We start from the raw sequence: 18,436 nt of genomic DNA, 5'->3' as shown, positions 1-18,436 counted from the left end.
GAAATAATGCTACATTTGGAGCGGGAACGCAAGCAATGAAAAGGCAATGACACGATTTCGAGCCATTGCCGGGAGTCTGCCAGGCTTTGCCGTTCATTCGGAGATCCATCCTTCCGTTTGAGGGCGCCTGTTGCTCTTTGCTGGTAGTAGTCGTCGAGTTGCGAGAGACCGAAAAAGGGTATTCCGAAGCCGTTCAGGCTTGCGGGTACGTATCGGGCTGGGTGGAAACGGGAGTGTTGCCGTAATAGACTTCGAGGGCGTGCGCCATCAGGTCTTCAATGGATGTTTCCAAATTGGCGGCTGTCATCTCGATTCGAGCCAGTACCGGCTCGGGTATCCAGAACTCGACCTTGCATTTAATTTGCTCCATGGTATGATTTTGGATATAGGCCATATGGAAATTATATTACGCCTTGCTGTCCATCATTCAAGAATGTTAGCCTAACGGGAATTTCATATTCTATCAAATTGAAGTCTTGTTTTCCATATTCATCGGAAAGATGTTATTGATTGTTTTACATTTTTGAATGCAGTAAAACTTTTTGTCATATTTGCGTTTTTTTTGAACAATATTTTGCGGATGCGTTTTCAATTTGTTTTGCACGGACAATTCGGTATTGATTTTTTGTCAAGCAGCAATTAATATTCGCGCGTGCAAAAGAAACAAGGAGAAGGCACTTTGCAGCAGGATCTGGACGAATGGCTTCGCGAACAGAGCGTCTGGTTCCAGTTGAGACATGGTATGACGGGAACCCTGTGCGCCTATCGCCGCATCCAGAGGTTGTCCATCGTTTGCGTCAAGCTGGGTATCGTGATGGTCATCCTCCTTTTTGCGGTCATTGTAGCGAACGATCTGTATTTGAAATCTCCCGGGTATTCCGATTCCGTGAATGCGCGGCTAGCGGTTGCCCTGAATCTGCCGGAAGAGACCCGTGCTTTCCGCGCCCTCGACGTGAACCGTAAAGTGTTATCGATCGATCATATTCATATTGAAGGGGACAAGTCTTCGTTTTTCGAGTCCTTGAATGTGGTAGGCGTGGCAGGCAGGCGTCCTTTGCTTGCAGGCGCATTGAGGCCTTGGTTTCCGACGGATATTCAGATTTCCCGGATGAAGATGCGTCTTCGCACTTCGTACGCCTCCGAACTTGATGCCCGGAAAGCGTGCGCTTCGATTATGGGCGATGCGTGGCTGCAGCATATGAAGATTCAGAAACTGTCCCTTTCATGGGGGCAGGAGGGGAATGCCGGGAGGATCGAAGGCGCCGCTTGCGAATGTACTCGCGACGGGGATCAATGGATCGTCCGGCTGAAAGGTGGGCTTGTCTTCTATGGTCCCCTGCAGGCATGCCGTCTGGTACAGGCTACGGCGACGATTTCGGAGGAGCATGGCTTGGTGCTGGATCATTTGACGATCAGGACGAGTGATAAAAATCCGGCTGAAATACGGATTTCTGGGCGCGTGTCGGGAGCGGTGAATCCCGTGTTCGACGGCAAGGTATCGGTGCATGGTCTGAATCTGTCCGATTACTGCTCTCCCAGCCTTGCATGGATGTTTGCCTGTTCCCTTCAGGGGCAAGGGACGATTCAAGGCCCTTTGACAACCCCTTATGGCATGAGTCTGGCGCTGGATTGCCGTCCGGAAGACGGCAAGTCCGCCGAGTTGCACCCCGTTCTTCCCGTGTTGCAACTTCTGTCCATGTACGAACCGAAGTTCCGCCAACTGTCCTCTCCCCATATGTCTCTTCGTTTGAGCTATCATGGCGAAGCGGGAGTGTGGAAGGCCGACCGGCTGACATTCGAAACCGACGATTCTCCCAACCTGATTCTTGAGGCTACGGATATTTCCTGCCGCCGCATGACGGACGGAGAGTGGTTCGATCTCCCTTTTTCTCCGCGCCATATGCTGGATGCGGAAGCGCATAAGCAGACTGAAGCGCCCAAAACCGCTTTTGCCATCGCCATGAGCGGAGACAAAGCAGCGGATGCTACTGCGGACAATGTGCTGGATGTCACGCGGGAAACACGGATCATTGAAGGCATCGTCAAGATTTCCTTCCCGCGTTCCGTTCTGCCGGAGCATTTGTCCGGCGATGTGGAGGGTGTGCTGGTGCTGGATGAGCAGGAGGACAGGTACCTCCTGAATGTATCGCTGAACAGGATTGCCCGCGAAATTTCCAGAGATGAGGCGGACAAAATCCAGACCCTTTTGTTCCGGCAACCGAAACAGGAGAAGGAATAGCCTCGCCCTTTGGTCCGCAGGCGGGTATACTGCAACCCATCGATCTCATGAGACCCGTCATTTACCAGCTGTTCGTTCGCCACTTCTCCAACTTCCGGGAATCCGGCGTGGACTGGGGCACTCTGGAGCAGAACGGTTGCGGCACTTTTCGCGGCATTACCGACAAGGCTCTTTTGGAGTTGGCTTCCATGGGGGTGACCCATGTGTGGCTGACGGGGGTTCTGCGGCAGGCGACGCAGACTTCCTTTCCGGGATTGCCGGCCCAGCCTCCCTGCATCGTCAAAGGGCTGGAAGGCAGCCCTTATGCGGTGACGGATATGTTCGACGTGAGCCCCGAACTGGCCGTGGAACAGTCCGAACGCCTGAACGAGTTCGAAGACCTTGTTTTCCGATGCCGGAGGGCGGGGCTTGTTCCGATGATCGATCTGGTGCCCAATCATGTTTCGCGAGGGTACGCACCGGCATCGGCTTCATCGCCAACCTTGGGTGCAGAGGATGATTTTTCCCTGTTCTGCGGGCGGGAGAACGCTTTTTTCTACCTGCAACGCGGAGCGGCGGGCGGAGGCCCCCCGATGCGGCTTCCGGACGGAGAATACGCGCCCGAAGCCGTGCATGGGCGGGTGACGGGCAATAATGCCGCGACGTGGACACCTTCCCGGTACGATTGGTACGAGACGGTCAAACTCAATTACGGCGCCAATTACGAGTTGGGTGCGGCAGCCATGGATCAACTGCCCGGCTGGCTGTCCCGCCGGTGCGAGACTCCCCGCACATGGCAGTTCATGGACGATATGATCGCCTATTGGCAGAAGCAGGGTGTGGGCGGCTTCCGCTGCGATATGGCGCACATGGTGCCCATGTATTTCTGGAAATGGGCCATCAGCCGTGCGCGCGTGCGCGATGCTGCCGTGTTTTTCATGGCCGAAGCGTACAACGACGATATGCGGACGACTTCCGACGATGTTCTGCCTGCGTTGCTTGATGCCGGATTCGCCGGGGTGTACGATGCCGACTGCTACCACCATTCCCACGGACTTTATGATGCGGGTGCCTGGGCAAACGATTTCGACCGCCTGAACGGGAACGAATCGCGCCTGTTCGGCGGCGGTGTGCGGTACGTCGAAAATCACGACGAGCCTCGCATGTGTTCCCCTCAGCACTGGGGCGGAGTCGGCGAACAGGTGGAAGAGGGCGTGATGACGGCGGTATTTGCCGCGTCGAAAGGCCCCGTACTCGTTTATAACGGGCAGGAAGTGGGGGAACGTGCCGAAGGGCCGTCCGGATACGGCGGTCGCGACGGCAGGACGAGTATCTTCGATTATACATGCCTGCCGCGGCTGGCCCGCTGGACCAATGGCGGCGCCTATGACGGCGCGCGTTTGTCGCCGGGAGAACGGGAGATGCGCAGCATGCACAAAAACCTGCTGTCCCTTCTAAACCATCCGGCTCTGAAGGATGGCGTGTTCTACGGGCTCAACTGGGCGAACATGCGGAATGAAACGTTCGGACGTGCACCCGGTGAAGAAGCATCGGGGCACTGGGTGTACGCCTTCCTCCGCCACCATTGGGAGGATGCTTCCACGCTGCTGGTCGTTTGCAACTTGTCGCCCTCTCTTGATTTCAACGATCTCCGCATCCACATCCCGCGGCAGGCTCAGGAATGGGCGGGCAAGGGCCGGGGGGATTATCTGTTCCGCGATCTGTTGCACAAGGGGGCAGGCGCGATCCCGGGTTCGGCGGATATGCTGGCGACCGATGGGCTGCATCTTCCCCTGAAGGCGGGCAAGGCCGTGATTCTCGACTGGTCAGTCGTCCGCCCGTAAGGAATGTCACTGATCCGGGTACAAAACGAACGGCGACCGCAGGAAGCAGGCCGCCGTCCTTCAAGCGTCAGCGTTGAATGCAAGACTGGGTTATTCCCAAATCCATTCCGTAGTGATTTCCACCTTGTCCGACAGGGATTTGCGGACGGGGCACGTTTCCGATGCCTGTTCAAGCGTTTTGCGGAGGGGATGCGTGCCGGGCAGGGGCATCTTGACGAGGAAATGCAGGTGGACGATGCTGCCGTCCTTGTCTTCGGCGCGGGCGTCGATCGTCATGCCTTCCGTATCCACGTTCTTGCGTGCGGCGAGGAAGGAGACCATGCTCATCATGCAGGAGGCGACGACGGAGGCGAGCATTTCGCCGGGCGTGGCGTTTTCTCCATATCCGCCGAGCGCGACGGGAATATCGGTCGTCCATTGTGTGCCGGAACGCTTGTGCGTCGTCACGCAGCGGGATTTGGCTTCATTGAGTGTATGTGTTGTGTATTCCATATATTCGGGATGATAGAAGGCGTGCCTGATGAAAGCAAGCCGTTAAACTAACCGTTATGACGCACGGCGAACCTGCCGCCCGAAAGAATGGCTTGACGCTTGTGTTAGCCTGCCCTAACCTGATCGCGTGCATTCGAAAGAGAGCAGAAAGGACAGGCATGCAGCCCGCCGATGGTGGCGGCGTCTTTTCGGCGTGGCGGCATGCGCCGGGTGCTTCCGCAGATGCTCTCATTGTAACCGGGAAGAGCAGGGAGACGCCTCCGTGGCGACGACGCTGGATCGTTTGCACGTGGGCGATCGCGCCCGCATTGTCTGTATCTCCGTACCGGATGCCGCGCTTTTGGACAGGCTGGCGGATCGCGGACTCGTGCGGGGTACTGCCGTTCGCATACAGGAACAGGCTCTTTTCGGAGGCCCTATTCTGATTGCCGTGCGGGGTTCGCTGCTTGCCCTGCGCCGCAGGGAAGCGGCCGGAATTCAGGTGGAGAGGATATTCGACACGTATGAAGGATAGGCCGACGGTTCTGCTGGTGGGAAACCCGAATTGCGGGAAGACCTCTCTTTTCAATGAATTGTCCGGTTGCCGCGCTTTTGTCGGCAACTACCCGGGTGGCGTGATCGAAGCGGCACGGGCCGGGGTGGAAACGCCTGACGGCCCCGTGGAACTCATCGACCTGCCGGGCGTGTACCGCCTCGGAGGAGCCTCCCTGGAGGAGAAGCTGGCCATGGATTATCTGTGCCGTTCCGGGGTGCGAGCCATCGTCAGCGTGGTGGACAGTCTGAATCTCGACCGCCATTTGTACCTGACGCTTCAATTATGGCATTTTCATCTGCCCGTGATCCTCGTGCTGAACATGTCCGATGAGGCGGACGCCGCCCTGTTAAGCTTCGATATTCCCGCCTTCGAGGCCATGCTGGGTGTCAGGATCGTCCGCACGGATGCCCTCCGGCGCAAGGGAATGGAGGAACTGCTGGCCTGCATCGGGCAGGCGGCGTACCGTCCCTCCGGCTACCCGGCATTCCGCAAGCCGGAGTACGGCGAGCAGACGGAGCAGGTGCTGGATTTCATTGCCCATACGGTGGAATCGTCCGGTCTGCCCCGGCAGAAGGAGCCCTTCAGCTATATTGCCGCCCGCCTGCTGGACGGCAATGCTGCCATGGTCGCGCGCTATGCGGAGATGGGAGAGGAAGGCCGCCGCCTGCTGGAGATGATTGAGGATTGCCGAACGGAATTGTCCCGGCAAATGGGGCTTCCCGCTCCCGAGATACTTTCTTCCAAGCGCTACGGTTTGATTCGCGGCCTGCTCGAAGAAGTGCAGGGAGGAGACGGCGTTTCACGCATCCGCCGTTCGACCGCTGTGCTGGACGGTATTCTGACCCACAAATACTGGGGCATCCCTCTTTTCCTGCTGCTGATGTATGTCGTCTTTTTCGCCGCCTTTACGCTGGGGAACCCGCTCGTTGATCTCGTGCGAAGCGGGTTCGATGCGCTGGGCGGCTGGCTCGCCCAGGCGCTGGACGGCCACCCGATGTGGCAATCGCTCATCGTCAAGGGTATCATCGGCGGCGTGGGGGGAGTCGTCTCCTTCGTGCCTACCATCGCCATCCTCTTCGCCTGCCTCTCGCTGCTGGAGGGGACGGGGTATATGGCCCGCGCCGCGTTCCTGATGGACCGGTTCATGCACAAGATGGGCCTGCATGGCAAAAGCTTCATTCCCATGCTGATCGGTTTCGGCTGCAATGTGCCCGCCGTGATGGCGACCCGCTCCATCGAATCGAAGAAAGACCGGCTGACGACCATTTTCGTGCTGCCCTTCATGAGCTGTTCCGCCCGCCTGCTGGTCTTCGCGCTGTTCATCGAGGCTCTCGTGGCTCCCGCCTACCAGAGTATCACGATGTGGGGGCTGTACCTCTTCGGCATTCTGGTGGCTGTCGTCGGTGCGCGCCTGCTGAAATCCACGCTCTTCCGGGGCGGGGATGAAACGTTCATCATGGAATTGCCTCCCTACAGGCTGCCGTCTCCGGGCGCCTACCTCCACAGCGTATGGGAGCGGGTATCGGGTTACCTGTGCAAGGCCGGCACCTTCATCCTGCTGGGGGTCGTCGTCCTCTGGTTCCTGAATACGTACCCGCAGCCGGAGCAGGGCGGCGGCATACCGGATTCCGCACGTATGGAGCAGAGCTACGCCGCTCGCGCCGGGAAGTTTTTCGAGCCTCTGTCGCAATATGCCGGGATGGACTGGCAGGCCAATTCGGCCATGATCGGGGCATTCTCCGCCAAGGAGCTTCTCGTGGCCCAGCTGGGCATCCTGTTCGCCTCTCCGGGAGAGCCGGATGCGGCTGTGCATGCCTCCGACGAAGAGAAGCGGCTCGACGCTCGCCGCAAGATCAGCGCCCATTACACGCTGCCGCAGGCGCTGGGCATTATGACGTTCGCTCTGCTGGCCCTGCCGTGCATCGCCACGGTGGCCGTCGTCCGCAAGGAGACGGGATCATGGCTGTTCACCATCGGCCAGTTTGCTGCACTGAATATCGTCGGCTTCGGTTTGGCCGTCGCCGTGTACCAGACGGCGGCCGTATTCCTGCGAGCCTGACGGGATACTACAGCGAATAGCAGGCCACAACGATAATTACCGTGATGGCGATGCCGCTGGCAAAGGAGGGGCAGAAAGAAGCCGGTCTATCAGATGGAAGGCGGATTGTCCTGCAGCGTGCCGGGTTTGGCTCCGTGCTGTTTCAAGAGCTGCCGAACGTCTTCCGATCCTGCGCAATCAAGCAGGGTGCGCCCGGGGAACGGTTCTGCATTCGCATTGATGCCACGGTCGAGAAAGAGCCGGACATCATGTGCTCTCCCGGTCCGAACCAGATGCTCCAGCAGGATGTTACTTTGGATGGTGTTCTGTGCCGCGTATTTCAGGAGCAGTTCCAGCATGCCGGGGTCGCGCAGTTTGACCGCCAGCCCGAGGTCGTAAATCGTAGGCGTGTCACCCAGTTCGAGCATGGCGCGTACGAAGTCGATGTTTCCGTATCCGATGGCATTGTATAAGGAGTGTGACAAGCGCAGATCGGGTTTCTTGTGGAGGATGAGCCGGACGAGTTCCGCATCCTGCCGTTCGATCGCGCTTCTCAAATGTTGTTCCTCAATCGTCGCTCCGCGCTCGATCAGCAACGCTTCCAGGCTGCGGTTGCCGTGCAGAGTGGCGTATTCCACCAGATTGCCCTGAGCAGGGTCGGCGCCGTGGTCGAGCAACGCCTGCGCGGCGGCGATGTTCCCCCGATCGACGGCCAGAGAGAGAACGGGAGTTTCGTGGAAGAGTTCCCGGGCATCGGCTCCCTGTTTCAACAGCGTTTCGACACGGACGGCATCCCCCCGGATGATGGCATCGGCAAGGGGCGATTCGGATCCCTTGCTCACGGTATCTTCGGAAGACGGAAAATCGTACACGCCCATGAAGAATGGCGTATCGTTCCTGTCCGGGCGTCCGATCATCCAGATAAAGGGCCGATTCAGATAGGCGGCGATGTAGCGGTATTCCATGACAGGAGGGAGTTCGAGATAGGGAGATGGCGGGCATGCTCCACACCCCAATCCTGTTCCGGTCACTGCCGCCGCTTCTGTTCCCTCTTCATCGTTCTTGATGCGGCAAAATTGTTTGATTCCGTTGATATATAATGGGCCGTCCAAGGGTGGCTCTATGGTCATACCTGTAAAATTTGATCCTGTCGGCAGAAACGAATGCGGTATCCCCATGGCACGCAGTGCCGGCACAAGACTGTAGTTCGCATCGTGATCGAAGCGCGGCATGCGCAGATCCTGCCGGATGGCGGCATGCTGCGCTCTTGGATGCCGAGGCTTGCCCGCGTCGTTCAGCGACTGCATCAGTTCCGAAAATTCGGCGGCAGTCAATTTGTTCAGGAACTCGTGCACTTCCGTGCCTTCGGGCGGTAGAATGGCGACGAATGCCGAACGAGAGTGCTCGTAGTATTTGGCGATGACGATGCAGTCGCCTGCCTGAGTCGCCAAGAAACCGTATTGATTCTGGATCATGAGCGGAGTGGCTGCCCATGACCCGTCCGGCTTGATGAAAGGCAGAACGCGCGTGTCTTTTTTGTCGAATATTTGCAACCAGCGATGTTTCAAATAGATGGCATTGACAAGCATCATGCGTGTGTCGTCCGGAATGTCACTTTCGGAAATGACTTGTGGGATCAATCCGTGAGTCGCCTTCTTGGCGAAGGCATTGATTCGGTCGGCGGCATCACTTTTGTTCTTTTTGAAGTCGACCTGTTCGGATTGTGTTTTGTCGTCGGAGACGAGGCGGAGATAATCGGGGGAGAATTCGATGCTCCTGTCAAGATAGAGGCGGTTACCCATTTCCAGATTAAGCTCGGCTTGCCGGAATGCCTCATCCAGTGCAGCCTTGCCGGGAATGGTTTTTTGCAGCTCTTCGAGTGTCTGGCCGCGCGCACCGGGCGTCGCCAGAGAAATGGCGGCTGCAGCGGAGTAGGGGGACAGGGCGATGTTGCCCTTGTGTTCGGCAGAGACGCGGCGCAGCAGTTCCAGGCCGAATTCCTGTCCGGAGGGTTCGGCCTGAACCGCAGACATCAGAGCGAACAGCGATGAGATTGCAAGAGAAAGGGAACGGGTTGTTTTCATACCGTATTACCATAACACCGGGTTCAGAAGACAGCAAGAGAATGAAGTGTTACAAGTATGTAACAGCTCGGTATGGACAACTCTTCGTGAATGTCTTAGCATGAGGAAATGAAGTCGGGAATATTCGCTCGGATCGTGTGTTTGGCGGTTTGTACCTCGGGTTTGGGCTGTTGCCGGAGTGCAACCGAAGCTGTATCCGTATCGGCGGTGCGTTATGACTGGCTGTCACGCAAGCCCGCGCCGGAGGTTTTACGGCTCGCGGAGCGAGACGCATCTACAGTCCGAAATATTGTGGACCATGCCGAAAGGCGGGGATGTACGCAGGTGGATGTCCTGCCGCTCGCGTCCAAGCATCCCCAATCGCTCGTGCTGCTCTTCGAGGCGTCGGACGGCTCCGTTCTGGATTGCTGGTCCGTTGATACCGGTGCGGGATTTTCCCTGAGTCAAAGAAAATGGCCGTCCATGAAGCACCGGGGAGGAATGGCGGATGTCAAGGAAGCCGACCGGAAGCGATGGTACGGGATGCTCGGCAGCGTGCAGCAACGCCTGCCGCGATGAGGGGCGGGCGGCCCTTTGGGGGAGGAGAACAGGGCTACTTGAGCTTTTCCCGTTTCATGATTTCCGAAATGACCTGATACAGGTCGCCCTTGGAGACGATGCCGCTGATTTTCCCCGTGTCGGGGTGGACTACGGCGAGGGAGTCCATGCCAGAGGCGGTGAAGGTGCCCAATGCGGCAGGAAGACCCATTTCCGGGGAGAGGACGGGGATGTCTTCCCGCATTACGTCAATGGCGATGACGGTGTTCGCCAGCGTCGCACTTTTGGCGAAGGTCATCACGTCTTCCGGGATGATGGTGCCGAGGAAGAGCTTGTTCTTTCCTTCGACGAAGACGTTTTCGCCGGGGTTTTTCAGCAGGATGGTAGCGATGGAGCCGAATTTGTCGCCCGGTTCCACGACGGCGGGAGTGGTGCGCGCGATGTCGCTGACGCTGACGTCTCCGAGGTGCTTGTCGAATGCCGTGCGGGGGCCATTGGTCAGGGAGTCATAGTACATCGACTTGGCCTTCAGGAGCATGGACATGGCATGCGAGCAGACCACCGCGAGTATCAGCGGGAAGATCAGCGTGCCTGCCATGGAGAATTCGACGACGAGGACGAGGGAGGTGAGAGGAGCATTCGCCGCCGTGGTGAAGAAGGCGGCCATGCCGACCATCGTGTAGGCGACTGCATGGTCTCCGCCGATGCCCATGGCGGTCAGCGCCGTGCTGAAGAGGAAGCCGAGAAGTCCGCCGATCATCAGGCTCGGCGTCAAGGCCCCGCCCACGGTGCCGCAACCGAAGACGACGGCGACAGCGACGATTTTCAATACGAGGAAGATGGATGCCTGTTCCGGTGTGAAAACGGTCTGGACGAGCCCGGCGATGATTTCAGCCCCGTTGCCGACGACATGCGGATCATAGCAGGCGAGCAGGCCGACGAATAGCCCGGCCAGCATCAGGCGGAGGGGGAGGAACTGGCGTTTGCCGTTCAAATAGCTGCGCGATACCTTGAGCAGGACGAGCCACCCCTTTGCGACGCATGCCGCAATGATGGCCAGTACGATGCAGAGGAGTACCTGGTTGATGTCTCCGAACGTCGTGGAGGCCGCTTCATAAATGGGTTTCTGCTTGCCCAGCATGTGCATCAGGACGAAGCTCGTGCTGCTCGCAATGAGCATGGGCGCGAGAATGTTGATGGACAGGGTGCCGAGAACGATCTCGCTGACGAAGAGGCACGCACCCAGCGGCGCATGGAAGGCGGCCGTGATGCCTGCCGCCGCGCCGCAGGCCACCATCAGGCGGAGACGGGGCGCCGAGAGTTTGAATTTTTGTCCGAGCGTGGAAGCGGCGACGGCCGCCGTTTGGACGAGAGGGCCTTCTTTTCCGATGGCCGCTCCGGACGAGATGCTGAAGATGGCGGAAAGGCAGCGCAGCAGGGAGGGGCGCACGGGTATCTTGCCGCTGCCGAGCGAGACGGCTTCCATGTATTCCGTCGCCTTGGCAGGGACGAATTTGTGGGTGAAAAGCAGCGTGAGGCCGGCCAGCAATCCGCCGACCACAGGTACGGCGATGCGCCGCCAATCTCCTATCTGTTCGAAGGCATCCACGCGAGTTTCCGCATGGGCGCCCGTCAGAATCCATTGAAGGAATTCCGTTGAATACTCAAAAGCCAGAGCGACGCATGCGCCGAGAATGCCGACGAATATCGCCCAAAGGTAGACGAAGTGACGATCCTGAATGTGCAGCTTCTGCAGCAGCTCGACGGCAAATCGGAGCCATGCAAGCGAAAGGGGGGAAAATGTTTTCTTCTTCTTGGCCTGTGAAGTCGCCATCAGCTCAGGATGCTTTGCAGTTCGGCTTTCAGATTGGCCGGATCTCCCCAGCGGGCGGAACGTTCGGCGCAGGGCACGGATTTGTGCCAGCGGATGATCTTGCGGATGATGAACAGGTAGTCGCTGACCTGCGACATGGGGACGGCGATGAAGATGACGAGATCCGCCATGCTTGCCTCATCGGGCCACGGTACGCCGTCCGGCAGGTAGGCGGCCATCAGGGAAATGCCGGGCAATCCTGCCACGCGGGCATGCGGCACGGCCAGACCGTTTTCCAAATAGGTGGGAACGGATTCCTCTCTGACTTCGGCGTGGGCCAATACTTTGGCCGACAGGACGGGAGAAAGCCCCTCCGTGGCACCTTCCGACAGGACGTTCAAAGCCTCGGCCCGGGTCTGTACCGGGCCACCTTCCCAAATATGAATGTCAACAGGTGAAATATCCATGTTTCCGGAGAAATGCGCGTACTCCATTCATAGCATACTTTGCCCTGCGCTCAAGCTTCAATACGGACATGAAGGAGGAAAACGGCGGGGTCAATCCTGAGGGACTGGAGATGGCCGGTTCTCCTTCGGGGCATCCGCTTCCGTGGTATCTTCGGAGAACGGCAACATCTTCCGGAGAGCATGCAGCGTGCGGATGGCATCGGGCTGATCTTGTGCTGCAGCCTTCTGCATCCATTGAATCGACTTGACGGGATCGCTTGCCACACCTTCGCCCGTTTTGTAGCAGAGAGCGAGTTTCCACTGGGCGTCCGCCATTCCCTGTTCCGCCGCTTTCGTGTACAGTTCGAACGCCTTTGCCGGATCCTTGCCGACGCCTTCGCCTCGTGCATACAGGGTGCCGAGGATGTAGGCGGCTTCTTTTGCCGGTTCGAACAGGCGCATGCCCGCCATGCATTGTTCCAGCAGAGCCGCTCCTTTCGCCGGATCATGGATGCCGAGGCTTCCGTTCAGATAGCTGACGGCCAGCGCCTGTACGGCGGGACCGTAACCCGCATCTGCCGATTTCCGGAGCCATACCAAAGCCTGTTCGTCGCTTGCCTGCGTGCCTCGTCCTTCCTTGAAGGCGTTCGCCAGTTCATATTGCGATTGAGGATAACCGGATTCGGCGGCCAGAGTGAACCATTTGACGGCTTCCTTCCGGTTCGGCGGATAATCGAGTCCCTTGAGATAGCGGTAGCCTACCGCCTCGCAGGCGGCGGGATAACCGCGCTTCGCCGCCGCCAGCATGGCTTCGGCTGCCTGGGGGCTATTATCCGTCTCGCCGTTTGTCCAGCCGCATTGCCACGCGGTTTTGTAGGATGCCAAGCCTCCCTTGTCTCCGCTAATCAGGTAGGAAGCCGTTGCGATTCCAAGCAGGGCAATCACGGTAAAGGACAGATGCCACTGATCCCGCATGCTGATCCTGAATTCAGTTTGTCCGGATTCGCGGCGAAGAAACATGTTGTATTTGATGAAGCCGGGAAGCGCCAGAAAACCGCCGACGATAGCCCCGAACAGTGTGATGAACAGGAATACATTCTGGGAAAAAGAGAGGGCAAAGAAGGCGGCGGCGCCGACAAGCATCAGGGCTGACCATGTGCCGGCATTGATTCCGAAACGCCGACGGTGGGAACACAGAATGATCGCGGCGGACGCGATGCCGCAGGAAGAGGCCAGCATGCCGGGAATGGGAAACTCGAGGAACAAGGAAGCGAGCATCCATGAGAAGATGCCGTCGGACGAAGCCGGATATGATGCCAACGGCAGACATAAGATGGTGCTGATGAGGCCGCACAGGATGTAGAACAGAAGAAATCCGGAGAACCCCATCACGGGAGCCACCATGACGCCAAGCAGAAGCAGGGAGAGCGAGGAAAAGATCAGAATACCCAAATCGGGAGCCACGAACAGGCCAGTCAGGCACCGCCACCATTCATGGTCTTCCATGCAGGCCCAATAGGACGCCATACCGTTCAGCGTTTGCTCCTGATCTTGAGGCGAACGGTCGGATACGAAGAAATAAACGAGCCAATTGACGGCGAGCAGCAGAAGGATGGCTCCATACCTGTTTTTCGGGTACGGGCGCAGGCTCTTTTCATCGGCAACAGGTTTCCAGTCTCCATCCTGCTGCACGGTGACGAGCATCTCCGGAGTGACGATGCCCTTGCTGCGGAGGCGTTCCATTTTGGACTCCGAAAACGGCCCCTTCGGGGAAGCCTCGGCATGTTCCTTGTAATAATACTGTTTCATTGTTTGTCTGAAGTTTCCGATTGTTGCAAGGCATTGGCGGCTTTACGATGACGGTTTGCCGCCGCTCGCTCGATCCAGTGTCTCGACTGCGATTCGTTGCGGGAAACGCCTGTACCGTTCCGGTAAGCCATGCCCAGCCTGTACTGGGCTTCCACATCTCCGGATGCTGCCGCCAGCTTCCACCAGTACACGGCCCGTTCCGGATTGCGGCGGGTACGGAGCTCGTAAATGCCCAGGATCGTTTGTGCCGGAGCATACCCTTGTACGGCGGCCTTGTGCCAGCATGCCGCTGCGTGTCGGGAATCTTTCGTCACGCCATTGCCCTGCATGTAGGCCCAGCCTTCGGAATAGTCGTCGAGTGACGTGTCGATCCCGGTTCCGGCAAAGGATGCGGCAGCGGCTGCCGGAATCAGGAAGGCCCACGGAAGAAGCGATCTTTTGGATACCGGAAAGTATTTGAAGAGGAGCATCAATCCGAGTCCGACGATCAGACCCGTCATGCAGGAAATGAGTTCCATTTCCTTCAGAATGAGGGGAAGAAGCAGGAAGAGGAGCATACTCCAGAAAGCATTCGGCATTTTCCAGGCGCGCCAGACGGGCAAAACCATCGAAGCTCCGATGAGGCTGAATGTGGCCGCCCCCATCGGCGAGGCAAATACAGGTACAGGTAAATCGCGAATTTGTGGAATATATGCCAGAATGATGCCCCCTGCCGTGAAGGAGCCGATAATGCCGCAAAGAAAATAGAACAGCAGGAACCCGCCTCTACCGAGTACAGGCGGGAGCAGGGGGGCGACCGTCAGCAGCAGCAAGGCATTCCCGGCCAGCAATACGGGATCGCCTGTCATGAATAATCCGGTGAAGAATCTCCACCATTCCTGTTGGTCGATGCAGCTCCATCCGTTCGGAAGCAGCGTGTCTTTCGCATCGAAATCCATATTCAGGCGTTCCGAAGGCGACAGGAAAAACAGGATGATATTGGCGGCAAGCAGGAGGAGAGGGAGCAGGTAATCGGCTTTGGGTTGTGGCTTGCAATCCCAGCATTTTGCGGCGGGCTGCCAGGGCGAGGCCATGAACGATTTACGGCGGCGCGTCGAGACGCGCCGAATCAGCATGTCGTCCGATATGGAGCCGGAGCTGCGCAATGCCTGCATCTCCCACACGTTCAACGGACCTTGTGGCTCAGAATCAGGATGTTCCTTATACAGGTATTTTTTCATGGCTTCACCGGGTAAAGGTTTTCGGGCAATATGGCTGCGCTTTTCTTCAACCAGTACGGCAGAGATTGGGAATCCTTTTCCAGATAATCCTGAATCTTCCAGAGGATCATTTGCCCGGCGGCTCTTCGGTTGCCCTGTCGTACAGCCTTGTTCAGCCAGTATAAGGCCCGCTCGGCATCCTTGTCCACCCCGAAACCGTTCATGTAGTTTTTTCCCGTTTCATACTGTGCTTCCGGGAAACCGTGCATGGCGGCTTTTTCCATCCAGAAGGCGGCCTGTTCCGGATTTTCCGAACGGTTGCTGGGTTTCGTCCAGCGTTGCGGATTGTAGCACAGGTTGAAGCTATAGTTGCGGAGAATAAGCGGAGGCCTGTCCATGTAGCAGTAGGCCGCCGCTTCGCAGGCATAAGGGAATCCGTTGGAAGCGGCCCGGATGAGAAGTTCGCCGGCCTTCTCGTCATCCGCCGTATAAGCGCGTTCTTCGTCCAGTATGGCGCTTTCGCTTCCCGTTGCCATATAATTGGCCAGAGCGGCGCATGCCAGCATGAAGATGGCCGCAAGGCACATCCGCCGTGCTTTGCGCGAAGGAGCCATAGGCACACCGGGCGGAGCTACAGGGGTGTCGTGGCGGCTCAGGTGAAGCAGGTAGTATGGCAGCGCCAGCAAGATGCCCAGAAGAAGGCCCGCCGTTGCCATTAGGAAAGTGGCACGGGCCAGTTGGCTCAACAACAGGGGAAAAACCACGCAGACGAGAAACGTCGCCAGCATGATCATCGCTCCCCATGACCAGACCGTACCAGAGCAGAAACTCCGCCAGCCTCCAAGGACGATCGCCGCTCCCATCAGACCGTAACAGCCCGGAACCACACCCGAGAGTGGCAGATGGCACAAACCGTAGGATGTTTCGATTTCCGGGATGTAGAGAGCAATCGCTGCAAGGCTGCCGCCCATGCCGCAAAGCATGTAGAGCAGGAGAAAGCCGATGCGCCCCACAAAGGGGACGACGCGCGCTCCCATGGAGAGGATCAGGACGGCCGCCGTACCCAGAGAGAGGATGCCCGTGCAGGAGAATGTGCCGGTGAAGATGCGCCACCATTGCCCATCGACGGCGCACGTCCAGATATTGGGCTGGCCGTTGGCCGTGTGCAGCTCCCATGAAGGAAACGGAGAAGGCAGCAGGCAATAGACGGCGAGCAGCAGCAGGACGAGAACACATGCAGCCGGATAGTCTGCCTTCGGGTAGGAAATCGGGATGCCGCATTCCGAGGCGCGTTGCCACTCTCCGCCGTTCATCCGCACGAAGGTGGAAGGGGAGACATACCCACGGCACCGCAGGGCAGCCATTTCATCGAGGGTGAAGGGGCCGTTCGGTTCGGACTTGGAACTGTTTCCGTATTCGTACAGGCATCCGCTCCGGTGGCCGTGAGAGGATATGTTGGGAGGGTTCATGGCGTACGTTGGGGATTGGGATATCAGTCCTGTTTTATCATGGCCAAGCAGGAGCGGAAAAAGTTTCTTATATGGCGGTAATCCTGCCAGAAGCTCTCTTTCAGCCCCCGTTCGTAGACATTCAGGCGAGCGAGGGCTTCATCGGCTTTTCTCGTCTTTGCATGGGTGAGCCACAGGCGGGCCTCACTCAAATTTTGCCGGCAGCCGTCTCCGTTCATCAGGGCAATGCCCAGTTCCGCAGCCGCATCGGGGAAACCGTATTGAGCGGCTTTCCGAAACCATGCAACGGCTCGTTTGCGGTGCTCCGGTGATCGGTTGAGCTGCCAGGCGAGGGTGGCGTATTGCCGTGGTTCGTATTGTTGAGAATGGAGTTTGTTGCGGTGTCTGGGCGGCAGATGATCCATATGGCTGTAGGCAATCGCCTCATAAGCGTACGGATAGCCTGCCCGGGCCGCTTGCATCAATCTGGCGAGGGCTGCCAGATTGTTCTGAGGCTTGCCTTTGCCATGCAGGTAGCAGCGGGATTCTTCTTCTGCTGCGATGGCGCTGTTCTTGCCCGTCTGTTTGTAATTCATCCACGCTCCCGCCAAAATGAGCCACAAGGCAAGGCTGCAAGCCGACGAAACGGAGAGAAAACGATGGCCCGATTGGGGAAGTTTGCCGCACTGCCTGCGCCGGAAAGCATGCACCAGAGCACAGGGGGAGGCAAACGCCATTCCCAGTAGCAGGCCGAGAAAAGAGAGCCGCATGTACGGGACGATGCTATCCGTGATCCCGATGAAGAAGTAGAGTGCGACCGTGCATATCATGACGGACGCCGCCCAAGCCAGCACATTATCCCTGATGCACGGACGGCGCGGGCAAAGCACCAGCGCCGCACCAAGAAGCCCGTAGGCGGCGGACACGATGCCTGGCACGGGCGTGCTTTGGTATTCGTACAGGGAAACGATATCCTCCGTAGAACCGAAGTGGGGAATGTACCACTCCAGCACGGCGAAACTGCCGCCGATGCCGCACAGAACATAAAGCAGGAGGAATCCGGCGGTGCCAAGAAAGGGGGTGATGAACGGCCCCATGAGGAGGATCAGCCCCGTGGCGAGGCACAGGGGTACCGCGCCGGGGCTGAGAAAGGTTCCTGTCAGGAGCCGCCACCACTGGTGGTCGACGGTGAAGGTCCAGATATTGGGCTGGCCGTTGCCCGTCTGTGCGTCCACAGGCATGTGCCAGTTGTTTGTCAGCAGCCAAAGGAACCAGAGCAGTGCAACGAGCATCCAAGCCGCCTTGCGGGAGGCGGCAGGATAGAAAAGAGGAATGCCTATGCCGCGTGCGCTCACCCATTCGCCGCCGTTCTCGCGAATGAAGGAACCGGGGCCGAGATAGCCCTTTTGGCGGAGTTCCGGCAGGAGGTCGAGAGGAAACGGCCCCTGCGGCTCTGCCGAGGGGGAGTTTTTGTATTCATAGGTATCCATGGGGAGGAGATCAAGCGGTAGTGTGGTTTGGGGGGATGAGGTTTTTCCATTCGGCCGGGAGCCTGCACGGGCGGGCTTCGGGCATCTGGACGAGGGCCAGCCGCTGCCGCGCTCGCACGCAGAGTTTGCCGTCGGAGGGGCGGCGCACTTCAAAGCGGAACCACAGCGAGGCGCGGTCGACGCTTTCCAGCCAGCCCATCGTTTCGATCTGATCGGCCAGTACGGCGGGGAAGATGTAGTCGATTTCATGGCGCACGACGACGGTGTATTTGTTGTCCTTCGTCAGCGTCAGGTAGTCCATGCCTATTTTTGTGGCAAGCTTGGTGCGGCATTCTTCGATCCAGCGCAGGTAGGCGAGGTTGTGGACGACTCCGCCGCAGTCCGTATCGTAAAACATGACCTGTACGGCGGTTTTGAGGGAGATGTTGTCGGGAATCACTGCGTGGCAGGATGGCATGTTTCCGTTTGCGAGTCAAGAAGGAA

General features: G+C 58.2%; 15 protein-coding genes. 5 read left to right on the top strand and 10 right to left on the bottom strand.

The window, feature by feature from the left end; all coding sequences use genetic code 11:
* Positions 1-193: 193 nt before the first annotated feature.
* Positions 194-370: a hypothetical protein gene (locus PYTT_RS12735; protein WP_156850373.1), complete on the bottom strand. Its 177-nt coding sequence runs from the start codon at positions 368-370 to the stop codon at positions 194-196.
* Positions 371-652: 282 nt separating this feature from the next.
* Between PYTT_RS12735 and PYTT_RS12730 the strand changes: the two genes are divergently transcribed.
* Together PYTT_RS12730 and PYTT_RS12725 are read left to right on the top strand one after the other, a co-directional pair.
* Complete coding sequence (locus tag PYTT_RS12730; RefSeq protein ID WP_067774930.1) at positions 653-2,239, top strand: hypothetical protein; 1,587 nt, start codon at positions 653-655, stop codon at positions 2,237-2,239.
* A 47-nt stretch (positions 2,240-2,286) separates the two neighbouring features.
* Positions 2,287-4,062, top strand: a complete 1,776-nt coding sequence (locus PYTT_RS12725) for an alpha-amylase family glycosyl hydrolase (RefSeq protein WP_067774933.1) — start codon at positions 2,287-2,289, stop codon at positions 4,060-4,062.
* A gap of 90 nt (positions 4,063-4,152) precedes the next feature.
* Here the strand turns inward: PYTT_RS12725 and PYTT_RS12720 are convergent, their stop codons facing one another.
* Complete coding sequence (locus tag PYTT_RS12720; RefSeq protein ID WP_067774936.1) at positions 4,153-4,554, bottom strand: OsmC family protein; 402 nt, start codon at positions 4,552-4,554, stop codon at positions 4,153-4,155.
* Positions 4,555-4,681: 127 nt separating this feature from the next.
* On the opposite strand from PYTT_RS12720, the gene PYTT_RS13150 reads away from it, so the two are divergent.
* Both PYTT_RS13150 and feoB read left to right on the top strand, forming a co-directional pair.
* Positions 4,682-5,068 carry a FeoA family protein gene (locus tag PYTT_RS13150; protein ID WP_083076633.1) on the top strand — a complete coding sequence of 129 codons (387 nt, stop codon included), beginning with the start codon at positions 4,682-4,684 and terminating at the stop codon, positions 5,066-5,068.
* Positions 5,058-7,148 carry a ferrous iron transport protein B gene (gene feoB / locus PYTT_RS12710; RefSeq protein WP_067774939.1) on the top strand — a complete coding sequence of 697 codons (2,091 nt, stop codon included), beginning with the start codon at positions 5,058-5,060 and terminating at the stop codon, positions 7,146-7,148. Before PYTT_RS13150 ends, feoB begins: the two co-directional genes overlap by 11 nt.
* Positions 7,149-7,237: 89 nt before the next feature.
* Here the strand turns inward: feoB and PYTT_RS12705 are convergent, their stop codons facing one another.
* Positions 7,238-9,211 carry a serpin family protein gene (locus PYTT_RS12705; protein ID WP_067774942.1) on the bottom strand — a complete coding sequence of 658 codons (1,974 nt, stop codon included), beginning with the start codon at positions 9,209-9,211 and terminating at the stop codon, positions 7,238-7,240.
* 291 nt (positions 9,212-9,502) lie between these two features.
* Between PYTT_RS12705 and PYTT_RS12700 the strand changes: the two genes are divergently transcribed.
* Entirely contained in the window at positions 9,503-9,769 is a 267-nt protein-coding gene (locus PYTT_RS12700; RefSeq protein ID WP_071133522.1) for a hypothetical protein, read from the top strand.
* Positions 9,770-9,803: 34 nt separating this feature from the next.
* On the opposite strand, the gene PYTT_RS12695 is transcribed toward PYTT_RS12700, so the two are convergent.
* The 7 genes from PYTT_RS12695 to PYTT_RS12665 all read right to left on the bottom strand — a co-directional run bounded on the left by PYTT_RS12695 (position 9,804) and on the right by PYTT_RS12665 (position 18,410).
* Entirely contained in the window at positions 9,804-11,582 is a 1,779-nt protein-coding gene (locus PYTT_RS12695; RefSeq protein WP_067774948.1) for a chloride channel protein, read from the bottom strand.
* A complete protein-coding gene (locus PYTT_RS12690) occupies positions 11,582-12,028 on the bottom strand; it encodes a PTS sugar transporter subunit IIA (protein ID WP_172801836.1) in 447 nt (148 codons plus the stop codon). The genes PYTT_RS12695 and PYTT_RS12690 overlap by 1 nt, the downstream gene beginning before the upstream one ends.
* Positions 12,029-12,118: 90 nt before the next feature.
* Positions 12,119-13,816: a rhomboid family intramembrane serine protease gene (locus tag PYTT_RS12685; protein WP_067774954.1), complete on the bottom strand. Its 1,698-nt coding sequence runs from the start codon at positions 13,814-13,816 to the stop codon at positions 12,119-12,121.
* The gene (locus PYTT_RS12680) at positions 13,813-15,036 is read right to left on the bottom strand and encodes a tetratricopeptide repeat protein (protein WP_067774957.1); all 1,224 of its coding nucleotides are present in this window, start codon (positions 15,034-15,036) and stop codon (positions 13,813-13,815) included. The genes PYTT_RS12685 and PYTT_RS12680 overlap by 4 nt, the downstream gene beginning before the upstream one ends.
* Positions 15,033-16,484, bottom strand: a complete 1,452-nt coding sequence (locus PYTT_RS12675) for a rhomboid family intramembrane serine protease (RefSeq protein WP_067774960.1) — start codon at positions 16,482-16,484, stop codon at positions 15,033-15,035. Before PYTT_RS12675 ends, PYTT_RS12680 begins: the two co-directional genes overlap by 4 nt.
* A 23-nt stretch (positions 16,485-16,507) precedes the next feature.
* The gene (locus PYTT_RS12670) at positions 16,508-17,953 is read right to left on the bottom strand and encodes a rhomboid family intramembrane serine protease (RefSeq protein WP_067774963.1); all 1,446 of its coding nucleotides are present in this window, start codon (positions 17,951-17,953) and stop codon (positions 16,508-16,510) included.
* A gap of 10 nt (positions 17,954-17,963) precedes the next feature.
* The gene (locus PYTT_RS12665; protein ID WP_067774966.1) at positions 17,964-18,410 is read right to left on the bottom strand and encodes an acyl-CoA thioesterase; all 447 of its coding nucleotides are present in this window, start codon (positions 18,408-18,410) and stop codon (positions 17,964-17,966) included.
* Between the last annotated feature and the right edge of the window lie 26 nt (positions 18,411-18,436).

The organism is Neoakkermansia glycaniphila, from assembly GCF_900097105.1.
GTDB classification, from domain to species: Bacteria; Verrucomicrobiota; Verrucomicrobiia; order Verrucomicrobiales; family Akkermansiaceae; genus Akkermansia; species Akkermansia glycaniphila.
Note: the sequence above shows the minus strand (reverse complement) of the source record. Positions and strands in the feature narration are given on the sequence as shown.

Coding starts and splice junctions, on each gene's coding strand:
- PYTT_RS12735 (WP_156850373.1), bottom strand. CDS start 370: ATGGAGCAAATTAAATGCAAGGTCGAGTTCTGGATACCCGAGCCGGTA.
- PYTT_RS12725 (WP_067774933.1), top strand. CDS start 2,287: ATGAGACCCGTCATTTACCAGCTGTTCGTTCGCCACTTCTCCAACTTC.
- PYTT_RS12720 (WP_067774936.1), bottom strand. CDS start 4,554: ATGGAATACACAACACATACACTCAATGAAGCCAAATCCCGCTGCGTG.
- feoB (WP_067774939.1), top strand. CDS start 5,058: ATGAAGGATAGGCCGACGGTTCTGCTGGTGGGAAACCCGAATTGCGGG.
- PYTT_RS12705 (WP_067774942.1), bottom strand. CDS start 9,211: ATGAAAACAACCCGTTCCCTTTCTCTTGCAATCTCATCGCTGTTCGCT.
- PYTT_RS12695 (WP_067774948.1), bottom strand. CDS start 11,582: ATGGCGACTTCACAGGCCAAGAAGAAGAAAACATTTTCCCCCCTTTCG.
- PYTT_RS12690 (WP_172801836.1), bottom strand. CDS start 12,028: ATGGATATTTCACCTGTTGACATTCATATTTGGGAAGGTGGCCCGGTA.
- PYTT_RS12685 (WP_067774954.1), bottom strand. CDS start 13,816: ATGAAACAGTATTATTACAAGGAACATGCCGAGGCTTCCCCGAAGGGG.
- PYTT_RS12680 (WP_067774957.1), bottom strand. CDS start 15,036: ATGAAAAAATACCTGTATAAGGAACATCCTGATTCTGAGCCACAAGGT.
- PYTT_RS12675 (WP_067774960.1), bottom strand. CDS start 16,484: ATGAACCCTCCCAACATATCCTCTCACGGCCACCGGAGCGGATGCCTG.
- PYTT_RS12670 (WP_067774963.1), bottom strand. CDS start 17,953: ATGGATACCTATGAATACAAAAACTCCCCCTCGGCAGAGCCGCAGGGG.
- PYTT_RS12665 (WP_067774966.1), bottom strand. CDS start 18,410: ATGCCATCCTGCCACGCAGTGATTCCCGACAACATCTCCCTCAAAACC.